Below are 19,401 nucleotides of genomic sequence, written 5' to 3'. Positions count from 1 at the left end.
GGCGCGACGCGCACCCCTCCACCCGCACAGGCCGCCGCAGGCACTACCCGCACCCCCAGCCACCCCGCACAGCCCGCCGCAGGCACCCCGCATGCGCCCCACACCCCACAGGTCCAAGCTGAAAGGACAAGCCTCCCGCCCCAGGAGGACGCCATGACCGCCACCCACCACCTCCACCCCACCCCCAACCTCTTCGCCCTCTCCGACGTCCACGGCCCGGTCCTGCGCCCCGGCCAGGACGGCTACGCCGACGAGGTCACCGGCTTCAACCTGGCCGCCCTGCGCACCCCCGACGTAGTGGTCGGAGCGACAGGCACCGACGACATCGTCGCCGCGCTCCGCTGGGCCTCCGCCACCGACACCCCGGTAGCCGTCCAGGCCACAGGCCACGGCGCCAACTTCCCCATGGCCGGCGGCCTGCTGATCACCACCACCCGCATGACGGACGTACACGTCGACCCGACCACCCGCATGGCGACCGTCGCCGCGGGCGCGAAGTGGCGCCACGTCCTGGACGCCGCGGCCCCCCACGGCCTGGCCGCCCTCACCGGCACCTCCACGGACGCGGGCGTCGTCGGCTACACCCTCGGCGGCGGCCTCCCCGTCCTCGGCCGCGCCCACGGCTACGCCGCCGACCTGGTCCGCTCCTTCCAGGTGGTCACCCCGGAGGGAACCCTCCACGAGGTCACCCCGGACACCGAACCCGACCTGTTCTGGGCCCTGCGCGGTGGAAAGGGCAACGTCGGAGTGGTCACGGAGCTGACCTTCGGTCTGCTCCCCCTGCCCCGCATCCTGGGCGGCGGCATCTACGCCCCCGGCGAGCACGCGGAGGCCCTCCTGCGGACCTGGGTGGACTGGACCCGAACCGTGCCGAACGAGATGTGCACCGCGTTCAGCCTCCTGCGCCTGCCCCCGATCCCCCAGATCCCCGAGCCCCTGCGCGGCGGCTTCTGGGCCCGGGTGGCGATCGCGTGGACGGGGGACACCGAGGAAGGCGAACGCCTCATGGCCCCCATCCGGGCGGCGGCCCCGGTGGCCGTGGACACGGTGGAGGAGATGGACTACGCGGCAGTGGACCGCATCTACATGGAGCCCCAGGACCCGCTCCCCGCCCGGGAGTCCTGCGCTCTGCTCGGCGACCTGACCCCGGACGCCATCCGCACGCTGCTGGACCAGGCGGGCCCGTCCGTCGAGGACTATCCGCTGCTCCTGGTGGAGATCCGCCACCTGGGCGGAGCACTGTCCCGCCCGGCGGCCGTCGAGGACGCGATCTGCGCCCGCGACTGCGACTACTTCCTGGAGACGGTGGCGATCCTGGCCGCACCGCCGGCCGCCGAGGCCGCGGAACAGGCCACGACGGCCCTGCAGGAGGCGATGGCCCCGTACGGCACGGGCCGCACGATGGTCAACATCCACGGCACCCCGGGCGACGAGGAGGACCGGGCCCGAGCCTGGACCCCGGAGGTGTACACCCACCTCCGGCAGACCAAGTCGAAATACGACCCGTCCAACCTCCTGCGCTACGGCCACACGGTGACCCCGGCCTGAACCACCAGCCCGAACGAGCCGGCCGACCGGGAACAACCGGAACCCCTGGAACCCCCGGAGCCAGGAACCACCAGAACCACCAGAACCACCAGAACGATCAGGTGGTACTACGCCGCCGCCGAGCCCCCGGCCTCCGCTCACTGGGCCGCGTCACCGGATCCCCGGCCTCCACCGCGGCGGCCCGCCGCCGCAGCCCGAAGTCGGCAAGGGCCTCCGCGAGTCTGTGCACGGACGGCTCGGGAGCCATCACGTCCACCCGGAGCCCGTGCTCCTCGGCGGTCTTCGCGGTGGCCGGCCCGATGCAGGCGATGATCGTCACGTTGTGCGGCTTCCCGGCGATACCCACCAGGTTCCGCACCGTGGAGGACGAGGTGAAGAGAACGGCGTCGAAGCCACCCCCCTTGATCGCCTCCCGGGTCTCGGCAGGCGGCGGCGAGGCCCGCACGGTCCGGTAGGCGGTGACGTCGTCGACCTCCCACCCGAGCTCGATGAGGCCCGCGACCAGCGTCTCGGTGGCGATGTCGGCCCGCGGCAGGAACACCCGGTCGATGGGGTCGAACACCGGGTCGTAGGGAGGCCAGTCATCCAGCAGCCCGGCGGCGGACTGCTCCCCGCTCGGCACCAGGTCCGGCTTCACACCGAACGCGATCAGTGCCTTGGCGGTCTGCTCTCCCACCGCCGCGACCTTGATCCCGGCGAAGGCCCGGGCGTCGAGGCCGTACTCCTCGAACTTCTCGCGCACCGCCTTGACGGCGTTCACCGAGGTGAAGGCGATCCACTCGTACCGTCCGGTCACCAGACCCTTGACGGCCCGCTCCATCTGCTGGGGCGTGCGCGGCGGCTCGACGGCGATGGTCGGCACCTCGTGCGGCACGGCCCCGTAGGACCGCAGCTGGTCGGAGAGCGAGGCCGCCTGCTCCTTCGTCCGCGGTACGAGCACCTTCCAGCCGAACAGCGGCTTGGACTCGAACCACGAGAGCTGCTCACGCTGAGCCGCGGCGGACCGCTCGCCGACCACGGCTATCACCGGCCGCCCGCCCTCGGGGGAGGGCAGCACCTTGGCCTGCTTCAGCGTCTGGGCGATGGTCCCGAGCGTCGCGGTCCAGGTCCGCTGCCGGGTGGTCGTACCCGCGACGGTGACCGTCATCGGAGTGTCGGGCTTGCGTCCGGCGGAGACCAGCTCGCCGGCCGCGGCGGCCACGGAGTCCAGGGTCGTCGACACGACGACCGTCCCGTCGGACGCCCCCACCTCCGTCCAGCACCGTTCGGAGGCGGTCCGCGCGTCGACGAACCGGACGTCGGCGCCCTCGGCGTCACGCAGCGGCACACCGGCGTACGCGGGGACACCCACGGCGGCGGCGACACCCGGCACGACCTCGAACGGCACCCCGGCGGCGGCGCACGCCAGCATCTCCTCGGCGGCGTACGCGTCGAGCCCGGGATCCCCGGACACCGCACGCACGACCCGCCTGCCGCCCCGTGCGGCCTCCATGACAAGATGTGCGGCATCCCGCACGGCGGGGACACCAGCGGTCGTTGACGCGCCGTCAACAACCGTTAGTTGAGGCGCGCCTGTGCCCGGAGTCGGACCGGCGGAGACACCGGACGAAGGATCCGCGGAGGGATCCGAGTCCGTGTTCACGACGGCGACACCGGACCTGGCGTGCGTACGTACGACGTCGAGCACCTCGTGCCCGGCGACGAGGACGTCCGCGTTCGCCAGCGCCTCGACGGCGCGAAGAGTCAGCAGTCCCGGATCCCCGGGTCCGGCACCGAGGAAGGTGACGTGCCCGTGTTCCAGACCGGCGGCGGGAAGGGTGGTGGGGCTCACAGTGCTCGCTCCCCCATCAGACCGGCCGCGCCCTGGGCAAGCATCTCGGCAGCGAGTTCGCGACCGAGCGCCATTGCCTGGTCGTACGTCTCGGGCACGGGACCGGTGGTGGACAGCTGCACCATCCGCGTGCCGTCGGTCGTACCGACGACGCCGCGTAGGCGCATTTCCTTGACAACCTGCCCGTCGGCCAGAAGGTCGGCCAGCGCGCCCACAGGGGCGCTGCAACCGGCCTCCAGGGCGGCGAGCAGTGACCGTTCGGCGGTCACGGCGACCCGCGTGAACGGGTCGTCGAGCTCACCGAGCGCGGCGATCAGGTCCGCGTTGTCCGCGGCACATTCGATCGCGAGTGCTCCCTGGCCGGGAGCGGGCAAAACCGTGTCGACCGACAGGAAGTCGGTCACTTCGTCACTGCGGCCGATGCGATGCAGGCCGGCCGCGGCCAGCACCACCGCATCGAGTTCACCATCGTGCACGAACCCGATCCGTGTATCCACGTTCCCGCGGATCGCAACCGTCTCGATATCCAGCCCGTGGCTGCGCGCGTACGCGTTCAGCTGGGCCATCCGCCGAGGCGACCCCGTGCCGATCCGCGCGCCGCGCGGCAGGTCGGTGAACTTCAGCGCGTCCCGGGCGACGATCACGTCCCGCGGGTCCTCGCGCTGCGGTACGGCGGCCAGCGCCAGCTCGTCGGGCTGCCCGGTGGGAAGGTCCTTCAGCGAATGAACCGCGAAGTCGACCTCCCCCTTGAGCAGCGCCTCCCGCAGCGCGGTCACGAAGACTCCCGTGCCGCCGATCTGCGCGAGCTGTTCCCGCGACACGTCGCCGTACGTGGTGATCTCGACGAGCTCGACAGGCCGTCCGGTCACCTGGCTCACCGCGTCCGCGACCTGCCCGGACTGGGCCATGGCGAGTCTGCTCCGCCTGGTCCCGAGCCTCAATGCCTTGCTACTCATGCCGGCCCTCGGTTCTTGCTGTTCTCAGAGTCGTTGACGGCCCGGGAGACGGCGGCCACCGTCTCGGGGTCGAGGTCGAACAGGGTCCGCAGCGCGTCCGCGTACCCGGCGCCGCCGGGCTCGGCCGCGAGTTGCTTGACCCGTACGGTCGGCGCGTGCAGCAGCTTGTCGACGACGCGCTTCACGGTCTGGGTGATCTCGCCGCGCTGCTTGTCGTCGAGGCCGGGCAGCCGCCCGTCGAGCCGCGCGATCTCGTTCGCGACCACGTCGGCGGCCATGGTCCGCAGCGCGACCACGGTCGGCGTGATGTGCGCGGCCCGAAGCGCCGCCCCGAAGGCGGTGACCTCGTCGGAGACGATACGGCGGACCTGGTCGACGTCGGCCGCCATGGGAGCGTCGGCGGAGGTCTCCGCCAGCGACTCGATGTCCACGAGCCGTACCCCGCCCAGCCGGTGCACGGCCGCGTCGATGTCACGGGGCATGGCCAGGTCGAGCAGGAACAGGGCCGGCTCGGGCCGCGGGATCCCGGCGACCGGCTCGGGCCTGCGCCGCTCGGGCACCCGGCCGATGACGGCCGCGGTGGCGGCGAGCGCGGCGATGGCGTCCGCCTCCTCGGCCGGGTCGAGCACGACGACCGTACCCGCGGGGGCGGGCACGGAGCCCTGTTGACGCGGGGTGCCGTTGTCCACCCAGGCCGCGTGCTGTTCCAGGTCGGAGGCGGCCATACCGGCCACGGCGGCCTCCCCGAGCACGGAGAACCCGGCGGTGGCCTGCACGGCGGGCAGGTCCAGCGGACAGCCGTCCTCGGCACCCAGGCTGGTGGGCGGGAGGTCACCGCGTCCGGCTGCCGCCGGGTGGGAGTCGTCACCGGAGGGCGACACGCTCCCGGCGCGCGCGAGAGTCTCGCCGGTGCGGCCCTCGACCGCCGCGGTCACCACGTCGGCGGACAGGACCAGGCCCGTAGCCCCCGTACAGGAGACGGCGACGTCGGCACGTGTCAGCTCGACCGGCACCGATTCCATCGGGACCGCGCGGGCCAGCACGTCCGTGTCGTCGCCCTCGGTGAGGATCTGGACCAGCCGCTCGGCCCGGTCGGGCGTCCGGTTGGCGACCACGATCTCGGCGACCCCGGCCCGCGCGAGCGTGGCAGCGGCCAGCGAGGACATCGAACCCGCGCCGATGACCAGAGCCCTCTTGCCGCGGGCCCACCGCTCGACGGGCGCACCGGCCGACAGCTGCTCCAGGCCGAAGGTGACCAGGGACTGTCCGGCGCGGTCGATGCCGGTCTCGGAGTGGGCGCGCTTGCCGACCCTGAGGGCCTGCTGGAACAGGTCGTTCAGAAGGCGGCCCGCGGTGTGCAGGTCCTGCGCCTTGGCCAGGGAGTCCTTTATCTGGCCGAGGATCTGCCCCTCGCCGACGACCATCGAGTCCAGCCCGCAGGCCACCGAGAAGAGGTGGTGGACGGCCCGGTCCTCGTAGTGCACGTAGAGATAAGGAGTGAGCTCCTCGAGTCCGACCCCGCTGTGCTGGGCGAGCAGCGTGGACAGCTCGGCGACACCGGCGTGGAACTTGTCCACGTCGGCGTACAGCTCGATGCGGTTGCAGGTCGCCAGGACGGCGGCCTCGGCGGCCGGCTCGGCGGCGACGGTGTCCTGGAGCAGCTTGATCTGGGCGTCCGCGGGCAGCGCGGCCCGCTCCAGCACGCTGACCGGGGCGCTGCGGTGGCTCAGTCCGACGACGAGGAGACTCATGCCGGCATCACGGCGGGGACGTCCCCGTCTGGCCCCTTGTCGGCTGACGCCTTGCGGGCGACGGCGGGCGGCACCTGGCCGTCGGCGGCCGCGGCCTCCTCGCCGGCCTTGCGCTGCTCGTGGAAGGCGAGGATCTGCAGCTCGATCGAGAGGTCGACCTTGCGCACGTCGACGCCGTCCGGCACCGACAGCACGGTCGGCGCGAAGTTCAGGATGGAGGTGACACCGGCGGCCACGAGCCGCTCGCAGACCTGCTGGGCGGCACCGGCGGGCGTGGCGATGACCCCGATCGACACGCCGTTGTCCTCGATGATCTTCTCAAGCTCGTCGGTGTGCTGCACGGGGATGCCCGCGACGGGCTTTCCGGCCATCGCCGGATCGGCGTCGATGAGCGCGGCGACCCGGAAACCGCGTGAGGCGAACCCGCCGTAGTTGGCGAGGGCGGCGCCGAGGTTACCGATACCGACGATCACAACCGGCCAGTCCTGGGTCAGGCCCAGCTCGCGGGAGATCTGGTAGACGAGATACTCGACGTCGTAGCCCACACCGCGCGTTCCGTAGGAACCCAGGTACGAGAAGTCCTTGCGCAGCTTCGCGGAGTTGACCCCCGCGGCGGCCGCGAGCTCCTCGGAGGAGACCGTGGGTACCGAGCGCTCCGACAGTGCGGTCAGCGCGCGGAGGTACAGCGGAAGGCGGGCGACGGTGGCCTCGGGAATCCCTCGGCTACGGGTCGCCGGTCGGTGAGTTCGGCCAGTTGCCACGGTGCTCCTGCGGGTAGAGCGGGGCTGCGAGCGGTCACACGTCCCCAGACCGCCCCGTCGAAAGCAGGCTATGTCTTTGTGAACGCGTGCACAAAGATGGTGTCCGATTTGCCCGGCGAACGTGACCGGGGTCACGCGCCCCCGGCGCAGGTGTGGGGAACTGGCGCATGCACGCCACCGTTCCTTCTCTCTTGGGGGCAAAACCGCACACTCTCCTCTACGATCCTCGCCCCCGAGACCAAGTCGCCATCGATCCTAAGCGACGTTCCGGACCAGTTGGACTAGTCAGTCAGTGCCTTCCTGAGGCGGTCCTCGTTCACGCGCCAGAAGGTGTGCTGCTCCCCGTCGACGAGCACGACGGGGATCTGTTCCCAGTACCGCTCGTGGAGTTGGGGGTCCTGGGTGATGTCCTTCCGCTCCCACGGAACACCCAGATCGGCACACACCTTCTCGACGACGATCTGTGCGTCATCACACAGATGGCACCCCGGCTTGCGAACGAGGGTGACGAGCCGGTCCTGGGGGGCCCTGGCGGCGTTGCGCCGAAAGATGGGAGTCATGTCGGCCATTCTCCCGCCTGTTTAACGGCCCTGTCGGGGAGTGTTCACACGCTTCAAACCTCACGACTCCGGAACCACCGAACAAACTGGCTATGCTCACGCCATGGCCGCTCTCGGATGGCTCACCCCCCGTAGGCGCTCCGCCACGGCGCGGAGCGTGTTGGCAGGCGAGGCCTCGGCGGAGGCCGCGCGCAAGTCCACGCAGGACGTCGTCGCCAAGGAACCGGAGTTCCCGGTGCCCGGCGACGCGCACGCCGCCGCCTTCTTCGACCTGGACAACACCGTGATGCAGGGTGCCGCCCTCTTCCACTTCGGGCGGGGCCTGTACAAGCGGAAGTTCTTCGAGACCCGCGACCTGGCGAAGTTCGCCTGGCAGCAGGCGTGGTTCCGGCTGGCCGGCATCGAGGATCCCGAACACATGCAGGAGGCCCGGGACTCCGCACTGTCGATCGTCCAGGGCCACCGCGTCTCCGAGCTGCAGTCGATCGGCGAGGAGATCTACGACGAGTACATGGCCGAGCGCATCTGGCCCGGCACCCGGGCCCTGGCCCAGGCGCACCTGGACGCCGGCCAGAAGGTGTGGCTGGTCACGGCGGCCCCGGTGGAGATCGCGCAGGTGATCGCCCGCCGCCTCGGACTGACCGGCGCGCTCGGCACGGTCGCCGAGTCGGTCGACGGCGTCTACACGGGCAAGCTGGTCGGCGAGCCCCTGCACGGCCCGGCGAAGGCGGAGGCGGTCCGCGCGCTGGCCACGGCGGAGGGCCTGGACCTCTCCCGCTGTGCCGCCTACAGCGACTCCCACAACGACATTCCGATGCTGTCCCTGGTCGGTCACCCCTACGCGATCAACCCGGACAGCAAGCTGCGCAAGCACGCCCGCCAGCTGGAATGGCGGCTGCGCGACTACCGCACGGGCCGCAAGGCGGCCAAGGTCGGCATCCCGGCCGCGGCGGGTGTGGGTGCGGTGGCGGGCGGCACCGCGGCGGCGATCGCCCTGCACAAGCGACGTCGGTGACACCGGGCGTCACATCAGGTCACACCCGGCACAACCCGGCCAATCCACGGGTCGTACCCCGTTACCCCGCTGTCCAGTCGTGTTGGCTGCACACGGCCACAACACGCCCCGACCGATGACGGAACCCGACTCCTTTCGATCAACAACCGATCATCGACCGGCACTTGATAGACCGCCATTCGGTTACGGAAACGACGTAATCGATGATTTGAGCAACTGCGTGTAGCAGGGCCTGCACTAAGCGTTATTCTCCTCAGACGCAATCCGGATCCCCTTCCGTCGCTACGACGGGTGAACGGTTCCGCACTGCACGTGATGGAAGCTCTGCCTCTGGGAGTCCCGTGTACCCACACGTCGGGGTTGACGCCTCGGGCCTGGCTACGCTGCGCGCAACGGTCCAAGACCTGTTGCGCGGCTTCGTCCCCACCGCGTACGCCGTCCCTGCCCTCGCCGTTGCCACCACCCCCGTCGGCCCGTGCTACGCGCTCGCCGACGGCAGCGCCGCCGTCGTCAGACGAGGGCGTTCGACCGGTGCCGCCTCAACCACCGCCCGCCGTCCCGCCGCGGACAGCGACAGCGCCCGCATGATGGACCTCGTGGAGCGCGCCCAGGCCGGCGAGGCCGATGCCTTCGGCCGTCTCTACGACCAGTACAGCGACACCGTGTACCGGTACATCTACTACCGAGTGGGAGGTAAGGCCACCGCCGAGGACCTCACCAGCGAGACGTTCCTGCGCGCCCTGCGCCGCATCGGCACGTTCACCTGGCAGGGCCGCGACTTCGGCGCCTGGCTCGTGACGATCGCCCGCAACCTGGTCGCCGACCACTTCAAGTCGAGCCGCTTCCGGCTCGAGGTCACCACCGGCGAGATGCTCGACGCCAACGAGGTCGAGCGCTCCCCCGAGGACTCCGTCCTGGAGTCCCTGTCGAACGCCGCCCTCCTGGACGCGGTACGACGGCTCAACCCCCAACAGCAGGAGTGTGTGACGCTCCGCTTCCTCCAGGGCCTCTCCGTCGCCGAGACCGCCCGCGTCATGGGCAAGAACGAGGGTGCCATCAAGACCCTCCAGTACCGGGCCGTGCGCACCCTCGCCCGGCTGCTGCCGGAGGACGCCCGCTGAGGGCGCCGAGCGGCACACGTTCCGTGACTCTCAACTAGCTGTCAGTGAAAGTCCGTTGGCTTCCCGATCCACTCATCCGCCGTCCGTAACCCAAGTGCCACGCCGCTCGTTGTGCGGGATGCAGGCTCCCTGTGGTCACTCCCTGGCCGACATCGATCACCCGATCGTGTGCTTGTGGTCAGGGCGTGCAACCCTCAGGACCCCCTGGGGAGTCGACCGTCATGACGAGAGGAGGTGCCGCCAGTGATCGCGAACGTATCGGCGCACCGGCGGGCCAACGCCTTCGCCCAGGCCCTGGAAGAGCAGTCCGACCAGGGCACGGCGGCCGAGCAGTCCGAAGGGCCACCGCCGTCCCCGGCTGCTGCGGAACAGACCGAGCAGGGCCGCCTGGCGACCCTCGCGGCAGGTCTCGGCGCACTGCCCAAGCCCGTGCTGGACCCTGAGGTCAAGGTCGTCCAGCGGGCCCAGCTCGTGGCCGCGATGGAGGCCATGCTGCTGGAGGGCGCCGCGGGAGGCGAGGCCGATGCTTCGGTGCCGGAGCAGCGCTCCCCCCGGTCACGGGGCGCTCACCGGGCGAGCCCACTGGGCAAATTGCGACCGCGTTCCCGGCTCACCAAGGGCCTCGCCGCGGGCGGACTCAGTGTCGGGGTCGCCGCCGGCGCCTTCGGCGGAGTCGCCGCGGCCAGCTCGGACGCCCTGCCCGGCGACTCGCTGTACGGCCTCAAGCGCGGCATCGAGGACTTCAAGCTCACCTACATGTCCGAGGGTGACGACGAGCGCGGTGTGGCCTACCTCGACCAGGCCTCCACCCGGCTCAACGAGGCCCGTCGGCTGATGGAGCGTGATCGCGGCGGCCAACTCGACCACGAGTCCCTCGGCGAGATCCGCCGCGCCCTGTCCGGCATGCGGCACGACGCCTCCGAGGGCCACCGTCTGCTCAGCGCGGCCTACGAACGCGATCCGGGCTCCCTGGGCCCCATGCAGGCCCTGGACGCGTTCTCCCGCTCACACCGCGACGCCTGGGGCGCGCTCCGTGACCGGCTGCCCGTCCAGCTCGGTGACGTCAGCCAGCAGGTCTCGTCGGTCTTCGACGCCATAGACGAAGAGGTCGCCCCGCTGCAGTCCCTCCTCCCCCAGCCCCCCACCCAGGGCGGCAACGGCGACGGGCGACGGCAGGGCTCCGGTCCGGCATCCTCCGACACGTCGACCGGTTCCGGCCGTTCCTCGTCCCCCGGCACCGGCAGCAACGGCTCCGCCGACGGCAGCGGCACCGGTACCGGCAGCCACAGCCCCAGCAAGTCGGCCGGCTCCGGCGGCGAGGACGACGGCCTCCTGGGCGGCAACACCGGTGGCCTGCTCGACCCGCCCAAGGGCACCGGCAGCGCGTCCCCGTCCACCACAGCGCCCACCGAGCCCGACGTCACCCTCCCCCCGCTCCTCCCCGGCCTCCTGCCCGGCCTGGGCATCGAGGCGGAGGACACGGAGTAGTCGCAGCCCGTACGTCGACGGGGGCGCCCTTCCTGAGGAAGGGCGCCCCCGTCGTCGTACCACTCGCTAGAAGAACACCGACCTCCGCTGCACCAACAGCTTGTACAGGGTGTGCTGGATCTGTTCGCGGACCTGGTCGGTCAGGTTGAACATCAGCATCGGATCCTCGGCGGCCTCCGGCGGATAGCCGTCCGTGGGGATCGGCTCGCCGAACTGGATGGTCCACTTGGTCGGCAGCGGGATCGCGCCGAGCGGGCCCAGCCACGGGAAGGTCGGCGTGAGCGGGAAGTACGGGAAGCCGAGGACCCGGGCGAGGGTCTTGGCGTTGCCGATCATCGGATAGATCTCCTCGGCCCCGACGATCGAGCACGGGATGATCGGAGTGCCCTGGCGCAGCGCCGTGGAGACGAAGCCGCCGCGGCCGAAGCGCTGCAGCTTGTAGCGCTCGCTGAAGGGCTTGCCGATGCCCTTGAAGCCCTCCGGCATCACACCGACCACCTCGCCCTGCGCCAGGAGCCGCTCGGCGTCCTCAGCGCAGGCCAGGGTGTGGCCGAGCTTGCGGGCCAGTTCGTTGACCACCGGCAGCATGAAGACCAGGTCCGCCGCGAGCAACCGCAGGTGCCGTCCCGCCGGATGGTGGTCGTGGACGGCGACCTGCATCATCAGGCCGTCCATCGGGACCGTCCCCGAGTGGTTGGCGACGATCAGCGCACCGCCCTGGGACGGGATGTTCTCGACGCCCTTCACCTCGACCCGGAAGTACTTCTCGTACACCGGACGCAGCAGGGACATCAGGACCTGGTCGGTCAACTCCTCGTCGTAACCGAAGTCGTCGACCTCGTAGTCACCGGTGAGGCGGCGGCGCAGGAAGGCCAGACCGCCCGCGATGCGCTGTTCCAGGCCGCCCGCGTCCTGGGGCTTCTGCGGCGGCTCTTCCTCACTGGTCACAGGAACATCATCCTGCGCCGGAGCCCTCCCGGGCAGAGGCTGTACCTCACGGACCAGCGCGGGCTCGCCCGTGCGCCGGCTCCCCACGCTCCGGCGCCGCGGCGGCCGCTGTGCGGCGCCCCCGCGGGACCGGTCGTCGTCGAACGGAATGACCTTGGCGTCCGCCATCGTTGATGCGCTCCTCAGTTGGCGCTCTGCGTCGGGGGGTGGCCGTCGCCCGGCAGGGGCATCGCGGCGATCCGGTCGACGGCCCCCGCGAGGGCCTCCGGCGGCAGAAGTCCGGGCCCGCGGCTGCGCGCGAAGTCCGCGAACGTCTCCGCCGTCGTGTACTTCGGCTTGAACCCGAGCGTCTCCCGCATCTGGTCCGTCGCCACGACCCGGCCGTGGGTGAGCAGCCGGATCTGTTCGGGCGAGAAGTCCGTCATGCCCAGCGTACGCACCAGCGATCCGGCCCAGGTGACCGCGGGCAGCAGCAACGGCACCGTGGGCCGGCCCAGCCGGCGCGAGCACTGGGACAGCAACAGCACCCCGTCCCCGGCGATGTTGAACGTGCCGCTGTTGAGCGTCCCCCGCTCCGGCTCGTGCGAGCCGATCCGCAGCACCTCGATCACGTCGTCCTCGTGCACGAACTGCAGCCGTGGGTCGTAGCCCAGCACGGTCGGCAGGATCGGCAGCGAGAAGTACGAGGCGAGCGGGGTCTCCGCGGTCGGGCCGAGGATGTTGGCGAACCGGAGCACGCACACGGCGACGTCCGGCCGCCGCCGGGCGAACCCCCGCACATAGCCCTCGACCTCCACCGCGTCCTTGGCGAACCCGCCGCTGGGCAGCGACTTGGGCGGGGTGGTCTCGGTGAACACGGCGGGATCGCGGGGCGCGGACCCGTACACGTTCGTACTGGACTTCACCACGAGCCGCTTCACGTTCGGGGACTTCTGGCACGCCCCCAGCAGCTGCATGGTGCCGATGACGTTGGTCTCCTTGACGGAGGTCCGGCTGCCGCTGCCGAGCGCGGTCGCCGTCACGTCCAGGTGGACGACCGTGTCGGCCGACGTCTCCGCCAGCACCCGCGCGATGGTGGGCTGGCGCAGGTCGGCCTGGATGAAGTCGGCACCACCGAGATGGTGCTCGGGGGGAACCGCGTCCACGGCGATGACCCGCTCCACCTGTGGGTCACGCTGGATCCGCCGTACGAACCGGCCCCCCAGTTGACGGGCCACTCCGGTCACGAGCACGACCTTGCCCAAGATCAGCGCCTTCCTTCCAGCCCATCCGGCACTCTCAGCCTGCCGCGTTCCCCGTGTGCGGCCAACTTAGCGGTTCGGTGTTGCGCTGTGATGACCGCCCGCTGCGTGAAGTGACGGCATCCACAGACGTACGAACAGACCAAGCCATGTGGACGACCCACCCACGCGCACGGCTTGCCCGCACCCACATATGCGTGTGGCCCCCCACCGCCATGGATGGGGGGCCACAACACGCTACTTTCGCGGCGTCGCTTACTTCTTGTTGCGACGCTGAACGCGCGTGCGCTTGAGCAGCTTGCGGTGCTTCTTCTTGGCCATCCGCTTGCGCCGCTTCTTAATAACAGAGCCCACGACTACCCTCGCTCACTTCTCATCACTCGGTGCTGGGCGCCATGGGCCCATACGACCTACGAGGGGCTAGCCTACCCGCCCGAGCGCTGAGGTCGTAATCGAGGGGACCGGGGGTGCTCCAGTGGTGCCCTGAGGAGCCCCCCGGCCCTCTGTCGTCAGGCGGTTTCCACCCCCACATAGCTCTCACGGAGGTACTCGTGAACCGCGTTCTCGGGGACGCGGAAGGACCGCCCCACCCTGATCGCGGGCAGATGACCGCTGTGCACCAAGCGGTACACGGTCATCTTCGACACTCGCATCACCGAGGCGACTTCCGCCACGGTAAGGAACTGAACCTCGCTCAGAGGCCTCTGCTCAGCAGCCATGACACACCTGAACCTTCCGCACTCGACGGTCACCGGCTTCCCCTTCCGGTGACTCTTCGTCGCTGCGTGCTCACTCCCCAATGTAGGGGCGGGTGATGCAAGTGGGGAAGAGGTGCACCCATCGGCGGCCTACTGTGACAGACACGCTCGATTGAGTACGTAGCGGGTCAGCGGCCGGTAGTAATCGGACCGCACAGCGTCATCAAGTGGAACGACGACGGCCACGACCCCTTCCGCCTCGCCCACAAAGAGCGCGGGGTCGTCCGTATCCGCCAGCCCCATGGCCTCAAACCCCAGCTGACCTGCTCCGCAGACCCACCCGTGGTCTCCGATGACCAGCTCGGGAAGCGGCCCGCCGGCCTCCGCGGCCGCAGCCAGCGCGACACGAACCGGGAGTGGCGAATGCGTGTGTGCTCCGGTCGCGCGACCGGAGCTCGGCGCGTCGGGTTCCCGCACGAGCGCGACTCCTCGTACGTAGTCAAGGTTGTACGTGCGTAGACCGAACCGGGTCGTTATGTCGACACAGTGACCCTGCGCGGGGGTGAGAACGGTACATCCAGCCGACGACAGCGCGTCCGCCAAGGCGGCGTAGAACCCGAGCAGTCGATGAGGGTGCCCGGTCCCGAGAAGCACGGTCGCGCGGCGCCGCGCGGCCGCCTCGATCCGCTCGGAGAACGCGTCCAGGGCGACCAGGGTCCGCTCCGGATCAATGACGTCGTCGCCCTCGACATGGCGCGGATCGGCAGAAACGCCACATTTATCCGCCATCAACTCGATCAAATCCCGCTGATTCCACGCCCATTCGGGATCAAGTCCGATCAACACCCGAGGATCCCGAGCCGCGAACAGCCGATAACTCCGCAGACTCTCCTCCCGCGAGGTAGCCACCCTCCCGGCCAGCCGCGCAGCAAGCAGATGCGCGCGTAACGCCCCGACGCTCAACACGGACCCGATGCTGACGGACGGACCACCCCCGCGCGCCCCGAACCCGAAAACACCCCACACTCGGCCTAACCGACCAGCCAGGGAAGTCACAGACCCGCAGCCCCCGCAGATCTCCCACCCAGACGCCAAGAACGCACGAAACGGCCCTCGCAAAGCCGGCAGGGGCCGCCGGGGCCCATGGCAGAGCCCCGCGGAGGCCAACAAGACGCAGGCAACGCGGCCCCTCCCGACCAAGCCCCACAAGGGGCTCAGGGGACGCAGTCCCCGCCGGGGTGCAGGGGACGCAGTCCCAGCCGGGGCTCAGGGGACGCAGTCCCCGCCGGGGCTCAGGGGACGCAGTCCCCGCCGGGGCTCAGGGGACGCAGTCCCCGCCGGGGCTCAGGGGCGGAGCCCCTGGCGGGGTCGAAGGGGCGGAGCCCCTGGGGATGGGACGGGTAGGGGCGGCGGGGGCGAAATCAACCCGGCGCCAACCCCCACGCCACCCCCGCAACCGCATCCGCCACAGGCACCGCACCGCACCACCACCGGCACCCGCACCACCACCGGCACCCGCACATCCACCAGCACCGCCATCCACACCCGCACCGGCCCTCGCACCCGGCACCCGCACCGGCGCCGCCCCCTAAGCCAAAAGCCCCCGCAACGGAAACACAGCCCGCCGCGCAGCCAACACCGCCTGGTCCAACCGGTCCGCAGGGTCGTACCCCGCCTCCCAGTCCCCCCACCCCACAGGCCACCGCCCGTCCGTCATCCGCGCCGGCCCCAACTGCCGGGTCCGGGCGAACACCTCCTGCCGCCACCCCTCCGGGATCACCGCCTCCGGCTCCACCGCACGCCCCGCCGCGATCCCCACCAGATGCGTCCACGACCGCGGCACCACATCCACCACCGCGTACCCGCCCCCTCCCAGCGCGACCCACCGCCCGTCGGCGTACTCGTGCGCCAGGTCATGACACGCGACCTGCACAGCCCGCTGCGCATCGAGCGAAACGGCCAGATGCGCCAGCGGATCCTCGAAATGCGTGTCGGCCCCGTGCTGAGTCACCAGCACCTGAGGCCGGAAGTCGGCGATCACCTCAGGCACCACCGCATGAAACGCCCGCAGCCACCCCGCATCCCCGGTCCCCGCCGGCAACGCGACATTCACCGCGGACCCCTGAGCACACTCCGCCCCGGTCTCCTCCGGCCACCCGGTCTGCGGGAACAACGTACGAGGATGCTCGTGCAGCGAAACCGTCAGAACCCGCGGATCCTCCCAGAACGCCGCCTGCACCCCGTCCCCGTGATGCACGTCGACGTCCACATAGGCGACCCGCTCGGCCCCCAGCTCCAACAACCGCGCGATGGCGAGCGACGCGTCGTTGTAGATACAGAACCCCGACGCACCCCCGGGCATCGCATGATGCAGCCCACCCGCGAAGTTCACCGCATGCAGGGCGTCCCCCCGCCACACAGCCTCCGCGGCCCCCACCGACTGCCCGGCGATCAACGCGGACGCCTCGTGCATCCCCGCGAAGGCCGGATCGTCCATGGTCCCCAGCCCGTACGAGGAGTCCGCCGCCCCAGGATCCACGGAAGCCGCCTTGACGGCCTCGACGTAGTCCTCCCGGTGCACCAGCCGCAGCGTCGACTCCCCCGCCGGCTTGGCGGCCACGACCTCCATCTCCCGATCAAGCCCGAAGGCCTGAACGAGCCTCCAGGTCAGCGCGAGCCGGACCGGATCCATCGGATGGTCCGGACCGAAGTCATAGCCCGTTACTGCCTCGTCCCACATCAGCTGTGCGCGGCCGCTCATGCCCGCCACCGTATCGGTCCGGTTGAGCGGCGAACGACCGGGCGTACACGAGCGTCACCAGCACCAACACCATCGGCACGAGCATCGCCCCGCGGTAGCTCCAGGCGTCCCCCAGCGCACCCACCAACGGCGACCCGATCAGGAACCCCACGTAGTTGAAGACGTTGAGCCGAGCGACAGCCGCGTCGGACGCCCCCGGGAACAACCGCCCCGCAGCCGCGAAGGTCTGCGGCACCAGCACACACAACCCGAGCCCGAGCAAAGTGAACCCCAGCATCCCGACCCACGCCCCGGGCGCCAGCGCCACCACGGCGAAACCGACCGCCGCCACCAGCGCCCCCAGCCGTACGACCGTCACGGCCCCCAACCGCCGTACGCCCAGGTCCCCGATGGCCCGCCCCAACAGCGTGGTCACCATGTACACGTTGTACGGCACGGTCGCCAGCTGCTCACTGCTCCCCAGCACGTCCTGCAGGTACTTCGCGCTCCAGTTGGAGACGGTCGAGTCCCCGATGTACGCGAAACACATCACCAGACACAGCGGCAGCAGCAGCTTGAAGGCGACGGTCCCGCCCTCGCCCTTGTCCGCCAGGACCTCAGCGTCCCCGCCCCCGCCCCCGTCGACGTACCACCGGCTTCCCACCACGGCCGCCGGCAACAGCACCAGCACCACCGGCAGATACGACACCCACAACGCCAGATGCCAGTGCGCCCCCACCCACGCCAGCGAGGCCCCCAGAATCCCGCCGAGGCTGTACACGGCATGGAAACTCAGCATGATGCTGCGCCCGTACGCCCGCTGCAGACTCACCCCGAGCATGTTCATCGAGGCGTCCAGCGCACCCACGGCGAGCCCGAAGGCGGCGAGCGAGAGGCCCAGCTCGAGCATCGAATCCCCCGCCCCCACCCCGAGCAGCGCCAACAGCACCACGGGCTGGGACCAGCGCAGGATCCGGCTGGGCGGTATTCGCTTCACCAGGTGCTCGGTGCTCACGCTCCCGACCCCGGCGAGGATCGGCACCGCCGCGAGGAACGCGGGCAACAGCGCGTCGGAGACGCCGTAGCGGTCCTGGATGGCCGGGATCCGCGTCACGAGCAGAGCAAAGGCAACGCCCTGCGCGAAGAAGCTGAACGCCAGCGAGGCCCTGCCGCGCCGCAGCACATCAGTCATGGCGGCGAGCGTAGGGCCCCGGCGTACTCGTGGGTAGATCCAGCCAAAGATGAATTTCCTTCAGCTTTACGTCGTCACCGTCCCGACAACGGCCGGAGCACGCTCCGGAATGCCGTCCGAACGGCCCTTGTGGCCCCCGCACTTGAGCTCCGCCTCGAGCATCGCCGCCATCGGCCCGGCGGCCAGAGCCCCGCTGACGACGAACCCCGCCGCCATGGCCACGATCATGATGACGGTCCCGAGCCAGACCATCGTGTCCACCGGCAGCGTGTACGCCCCCACGATCCGCACCACGCACTCCCCCAGCAGCACCACGCCCCACACGAGGGAGAAGACCCGCTCGAACCGCCGGAAGGCAGCGGACTCACCCTGCAGCCGCAACCAGGCTTCCTCCCGCCCCGGGTCCCCCTTCACCAGCCACGGCTTCATGCCGGCAGTCATCGCCGGCCTCCCCAGCAGTACGGATACCAGCACGCCGATCCCGACCACACTGCTGACCCCGCTGTCCTTGACCAGCATCAGCCGCGGATCACCGGCGACGAGGCTCAGCGGCAGCCCCACGACGTTCACGAAGAGGATCAGCGCGGCAAGTACGTTGACCGACCGCTCCCTGACCACGCTCCACCCGGTCCGCACGGCCGGCACCAGACTGCTCCAGCCGAGCGCGGCCAGCGTGCTCAACCCGAGCCCGTCCTTCAACAGGTAGTACGACCCGATCGGCACGGCCACATCGATGAGGAGCGGCGCAAAGGCCTTCTTCTTCGTCATGCCGTCAGCTTCGCGGCAGCCCGCCCGCCCCGACAGAAACGTTCGTCCGGACCTCCGCATGACAAATGTCAGACCAGCAGGTCAGCCAACTCACCCATGTCCGGGAAGAGTTGAGTCGCCCCCGTCAGCCGCTCGGCGGGCGTCATGGCGGTGAACCCGTACACGTCCATCCCCGCGGCCACAGCCGCCTGCACCCCCAGCGGACTGTCCTCGACCACCACACACCGCTCGGGCGCCACGCCCATCCGCTCGGCGGCGTACAGGAACAGATCAGGCGCCGGCTTCCCCCGACCCACGTCCTGCGAACTGAAGATCCGCTCCTCGGCGAACCACCGGTCCAGCCCGGTCTTCCGATGCCCGACCCGAATCCGCTCATGACTCCCGGAGGAGGCGACACAGTACGGCACCCCGTCCGCAGCCAGCTTCTCCAGCACCTGCACGGCCCCGGGCACCGGCTCCAACTCCCGCTCGAAAGCCGCGAAAACCCGCCCGTGGAAGACGTCGTCGAAGTCCTCCGGCAGCGGTTGCCCCGTGCGTTCCCGGACGAGGTCATGGATCCGGTGCATCGCGGACCCCATGTAGTCCCGGATGGAGTCCTCGTAGGAGGTCGGGTGCCCCAGCTCGGTCAGATAGGCGGCCAGGAGCCGGTTGGAGATGGGTTCACTGTCGACGAGAACGCCGTCGTTGTCGAAGATGACGAGGTCGTATCGCATGACCTGACCCTAAACGACCCACAAAAACAGAAAACCCCGCACCATAAGGTGCGGGGTCTTCCCAAAATTT

At 70.3% G+C, this 19,401-nt stretch carries 18 protein-coding genes; 4 read left to right on the top strand and 14 right to left on the bottom strand.

Annotated elements, in window-relative coordinates; genetic code table 11:
* The first annotated feature begins 153 nt into the window (after positions 1-153).
* Positions 154-1,548, top strand: coding sequence for an FAD-binding oxidoreductase (locus AQJ84_RS44840; protein ID WP_030045212.1), 1,395 nt, complete (start codon positions 154-156; stop codon positions 1,546-1,548).
* 97 nt (positions 1,549-1,645) lie between these two features.
* Here AQJ84_RS44840 and AQJ84_RS36760 read toward each other — a convergent pair whose 3' ends face one another.
* From AQJ84_RS36760 to AQJ84_RS36740, 5 genes are all read right to left on the bottom strand, one after another.
* Positions 1,646-3,379, bottom strand: a complete 1,734-nt coding sequence (locus AQJ84_RS36760; RefSeq protein WP_030045211.1) for a bifunctional uroporphyrinogen-III C-methyltransferase/uroporphyrinogen-III synthase — start codon at positions 3,377-3,379, stop codon at positions 1,646-1,648.
* Positions 3,376-4,335, bottom strand: a complete 960-nt coding sequence (gene hemC / locus AQJ84_RS36755) for a hydroxymethylbilane synthase (protein ID WP_030045210.1) — start codon at positions 4,333-4,335, stop codon at positions 3,376-3,378. The genes AQJ84_RS36760 and hemC overlap by 4 nt, the downstream gene beginning before the upstream one ends.
* On the bottom strand, positions 4,332-6,086 hold the full coding sequence (locus tag AQJ84_RS36750) for a glutamyl-tRNA reductase (protein ID WP_030045209.1): 1,755 nt from the start codon (positions 6,084-6,086) through the stop codon (positions 4,332-4,334). Before AQJ84_RS36750 ends, hemC begins: the two co-directional genes overlap by 4 nt.
* Positions 6,083-6,847, bottom strand: a complete 765-nt coding sequence (locus AQJ84_RS36745) for a redox-sensing transcriptional repressor Rex (RefSeq protein ID WP_053190332.1) — start codon at positions 6,845-6,847, stop codon at positions 6,083-6,085. The genes AQJ84_RS36750 and AQJ84_RS36745 overlap by 4 nt, the downstream gene beginning before the upstream one ends.
* Positions 6,848-7,128: 281 nt before the next feature.
* The gene (locus AQJ84_RS36740; protein ID WP_030045208.1) at positions 7,129-7,407 is read right to left on the bottom strand and encodes a glutaredoxin family protein; all 279 of its coding nucleotides are present in this window, start codon (positions 7,405-7,407) and stop codon (positions 7,129-7,131) included.
* Positions 7,408-7,510: 103 nt separating this feature from the next.
* Here AQJ84_RS36740 and AQJ84_RS36735 point away from each other — a divergent pair, with 103 nt between their 5' ends.
* From AQJ84_RS36735 to AQJ84_RS36725, 3 genes are all read left to right on the top strand, one after another.
* Positions 7,511-8,422, top strand: a complete 912-nt coding sequence (locus AQJ84_RS36735; protein ID WP_051870293.1) for an HAD family hydrolase — start codon at positions 7,511-7,513, stop codon at positions 8,420-8,422.
* Positions 8,423-8,763: 341 nt separating this feature from the next.
* On the top strand, positions 8,764-9,543 hold the full coding sequence (locus tag AQJ84_RS36730; RefSeq protein ID WP_030045206.1) for an ECF subfamily RNA polymerase sigma factor, BldN family: 780 nt from the start codon (positions 8,764-8,766) through the stop codon (positions 9,541-9,543).
* Positions 9,544-9,786: 243 nt separating this feature from the next.
* The gene (locus tag AQJ84_RS36725) at positions 9,787-11,031 is read left to right on the top strand and encodes a DUF5667 domain-containing protein (RefSeq protein WP_053190333.1); all 1,245 of its coding nucleotides are present in this window, start codon (positions 9,787-9,789) and stop codon (positions 11,029-11,031) included.
* A gap of 66 nt (positions 11,032-11,097) precedes the next feature.
* Here AQJ84_RS36725 and AQJ84_RS36720 read toward each other — a convergent pair whose 3' ends face one another.
* The 9 genes from AQJ84_RS36720 to AQJ84_RS36685 form a co-directional block, all read right to left on the bottom strand.
* Complete coding sequence (locus tag AQJ84_RS36720; RefSeq protein ID WP_030045203.1) at positions 11,098-12,147, bottom strand: lysophospholipid acyltransferase family protein; 1,050 nt, start codon at positions 12,145-12,147, stop codon at positions 11,098-11,100.
* 14 nt (positions 12,148-12,161) lie between these two features.
* On the bottom strand, positions 12,162-13,223 hold the full coding sequence (locus AQJ84_RS36715; protein ID WP_030045202.1) for an NAD-dependent epimerase/dehydratase family protein: 1,062 nt from the start codon (positions 13,221-13,223) through the stop codon (positions 12,162-12,164).
* A gap of 252 nt (positions 13,224-13,475) precedes the next feature.
* Positions 13,476-13,574: a 30S ribosomal protein bS22 gene (locus AQJ84_RS41685; RefSeq protein ID WP_003948845.1), complete on the bottom strand. Its 99-nt coding sequence runs from the start codon at positions 13,572-13,574 to the stop codon at positions 13,476-13,478.
* 155 nt (positions 13,575-13,729) lie between these two features.
* Positions 13,730-13,939: a helix-turn-helix domain-containing protein gene (locus AQJ84_RS36710; RefSeq protein WP_016437488.1), complete on the bottom strand. Its 210-nt coding sequence runs from the start codon at positions 13,937-13,939 to the stop codon at positions 13,730-13,732.
* 129 nt (positions 13,940-14,068) lie between these two features.
* On the bottom strand, positions 14,069-14,884 hold the full coding sequence (locus AQJ84_RS36705) for a phosphatase (protein ID WP_030045200.1): 816 nt from the start codon (positions 14,882-14,884) through the stop codon (positions 14,069-14,071).
* Positions 14,885-15,506: 622 nt separating this feature from the next.
* Positions 15,507-16,679, bottom strand: a complete 1,173-nt coding sequence (locus tag AQJ84_RS36700) for an acetoin utilization protein AcuC (protein WP_030045199.1) — start codon at positions 16,677-16,679, stop codon at positions 15,507-15,509.
* The gene (locus AQJ84_RS36695) at positions 16,630-17,850 is read right to left on the bottom strand and encodes an MFS transporter (protein ID WP_053190497.1); all 1,221 of its coding nucleotides are present in this window, start codon (positions 17,848-17,850) and stop codon (positions 16,630-16,632) included. The genes AQJ84_RS36700 and AQJ84_RS36695 overlap by 50 nt, the downstream gene beginning before the upstream one ends.
* A 66-nt stretch (positions 17,851-17,916) precedes the next feature.
* Positions 17,917-18,618 carry a VC0807 family protein gene (locus tag AQJ84_RS36690; protein ID WP_030045196.1) on the bottom strand — a complete coding sequence of 234 codons (702 nt, stop codon included), beginning with the start codon at positions 18,616-18,618 and terminating at the stop codon, positions 17,917-17,919.
* A 68-nt stretch (positions 18,619-18,686) separates the two neighbouring features.
* Positions 18,687-19,331, bottom strand: coding sequence for an HAD family hydrolase (locus AQJ84_RS36685; RefSeq protein WP_030045195.1), 645 nt, complete (start codon positions 19,329-19,331; stop codon positions 18,687-18,689).
* Positions 19,332-19,401 lie beyond the last annotated feature (70 nt).

The organism is Streptomyces resistomycificus, assembly GCF_001514265.1.
GTDB lineage: Bacteria > Actinomycetota > Actinomycetes > Streptomycetales > Streptomycetaceae > Streptomyces > Streptomyces resistomycificus.
Note: the sequence above shows the minus strand (reverse complement) of the source record. Positions and strands in the feature narration are given on the sequence as shown.

Coding starts and splice junctions, on each gene's coding strand:
- AQJ84_RS44840 (WP_030045212.1), top strand. CDS start 154: ATGACCGCCACCCACCACCTCCACCCCACCCCCAACCTCTTCGCCCTC.
- hemC (WP_030045210.1), bottom strand. CDS start 4,335: ATGAGTAGCAAGGCATTGAGGCTCGGGACCAGGCGGAGCAGACTCGCC.
- AQJ84_RS36750 (WP_030045209.1), bottom strand. CDS start 6,086: ATGAGTCTCCTCGTCGTCGGACTGAGCCACCGCAGCGCCCCGGTCAGC.
- AQJ84_RS36740 (WP_030045208.1), bottom strand. CDS start 7,407: ATGACTCCCATCTTTCGGCGCAACGCCGCCAGGGCCCCCCAGGACCGG.
- AQJ84_RS36735 (WP_051870293.1), top strand. CDS start 7,511: ATGGCCGCTCTCGGATGGCTCACCCCCCGTAGGCGCTCCGCCACGGCG.
- AQJ84_RS36720 (WP_030045203.1), bottom strand. CDS start 12,147: ATGGCGGACGCCAAGGTCATTCCGTTCGACGACGACCGGTCCCGCGGG.
- AQJ84_RS36710 (WP_016437488.1), bottom strand. CDS start 13,939: ATGGCTGCTGAGCAGAGGCCTCTGAGCGAGGTTCAGTTCCTTACCGTG.
- AQJ84_RS36700 (WP_030045199.1), bottom strand. CDS start 16,679: ATGAGCGGCCGCGCACAGCTGATGTGGGACGAGGCAGTAACGGGCTAT.
- AQJ84_RS36695 (WP_053190497.1), bottom strand. CDS start 17,850: ATGACTGATGTGCTGCGGCGCGGCAGGGCCTCGCTGGCGTTCAGCTTC.
- AQJ84_RS36690 (WP_030045196.1), bottom strand. CDS start 18,618: ATGACGAAGAAGAAGGCCTTTGCGCCGCTCCTCATCGATGTGGCCGTG.
- AQJ84_RS36685 (WP_030045195.1), bottom strand. CDS start 19,331: ATGCGATACGACCTCGTCATCTTCGACAACGACGGCGTTCTCGTCGAC.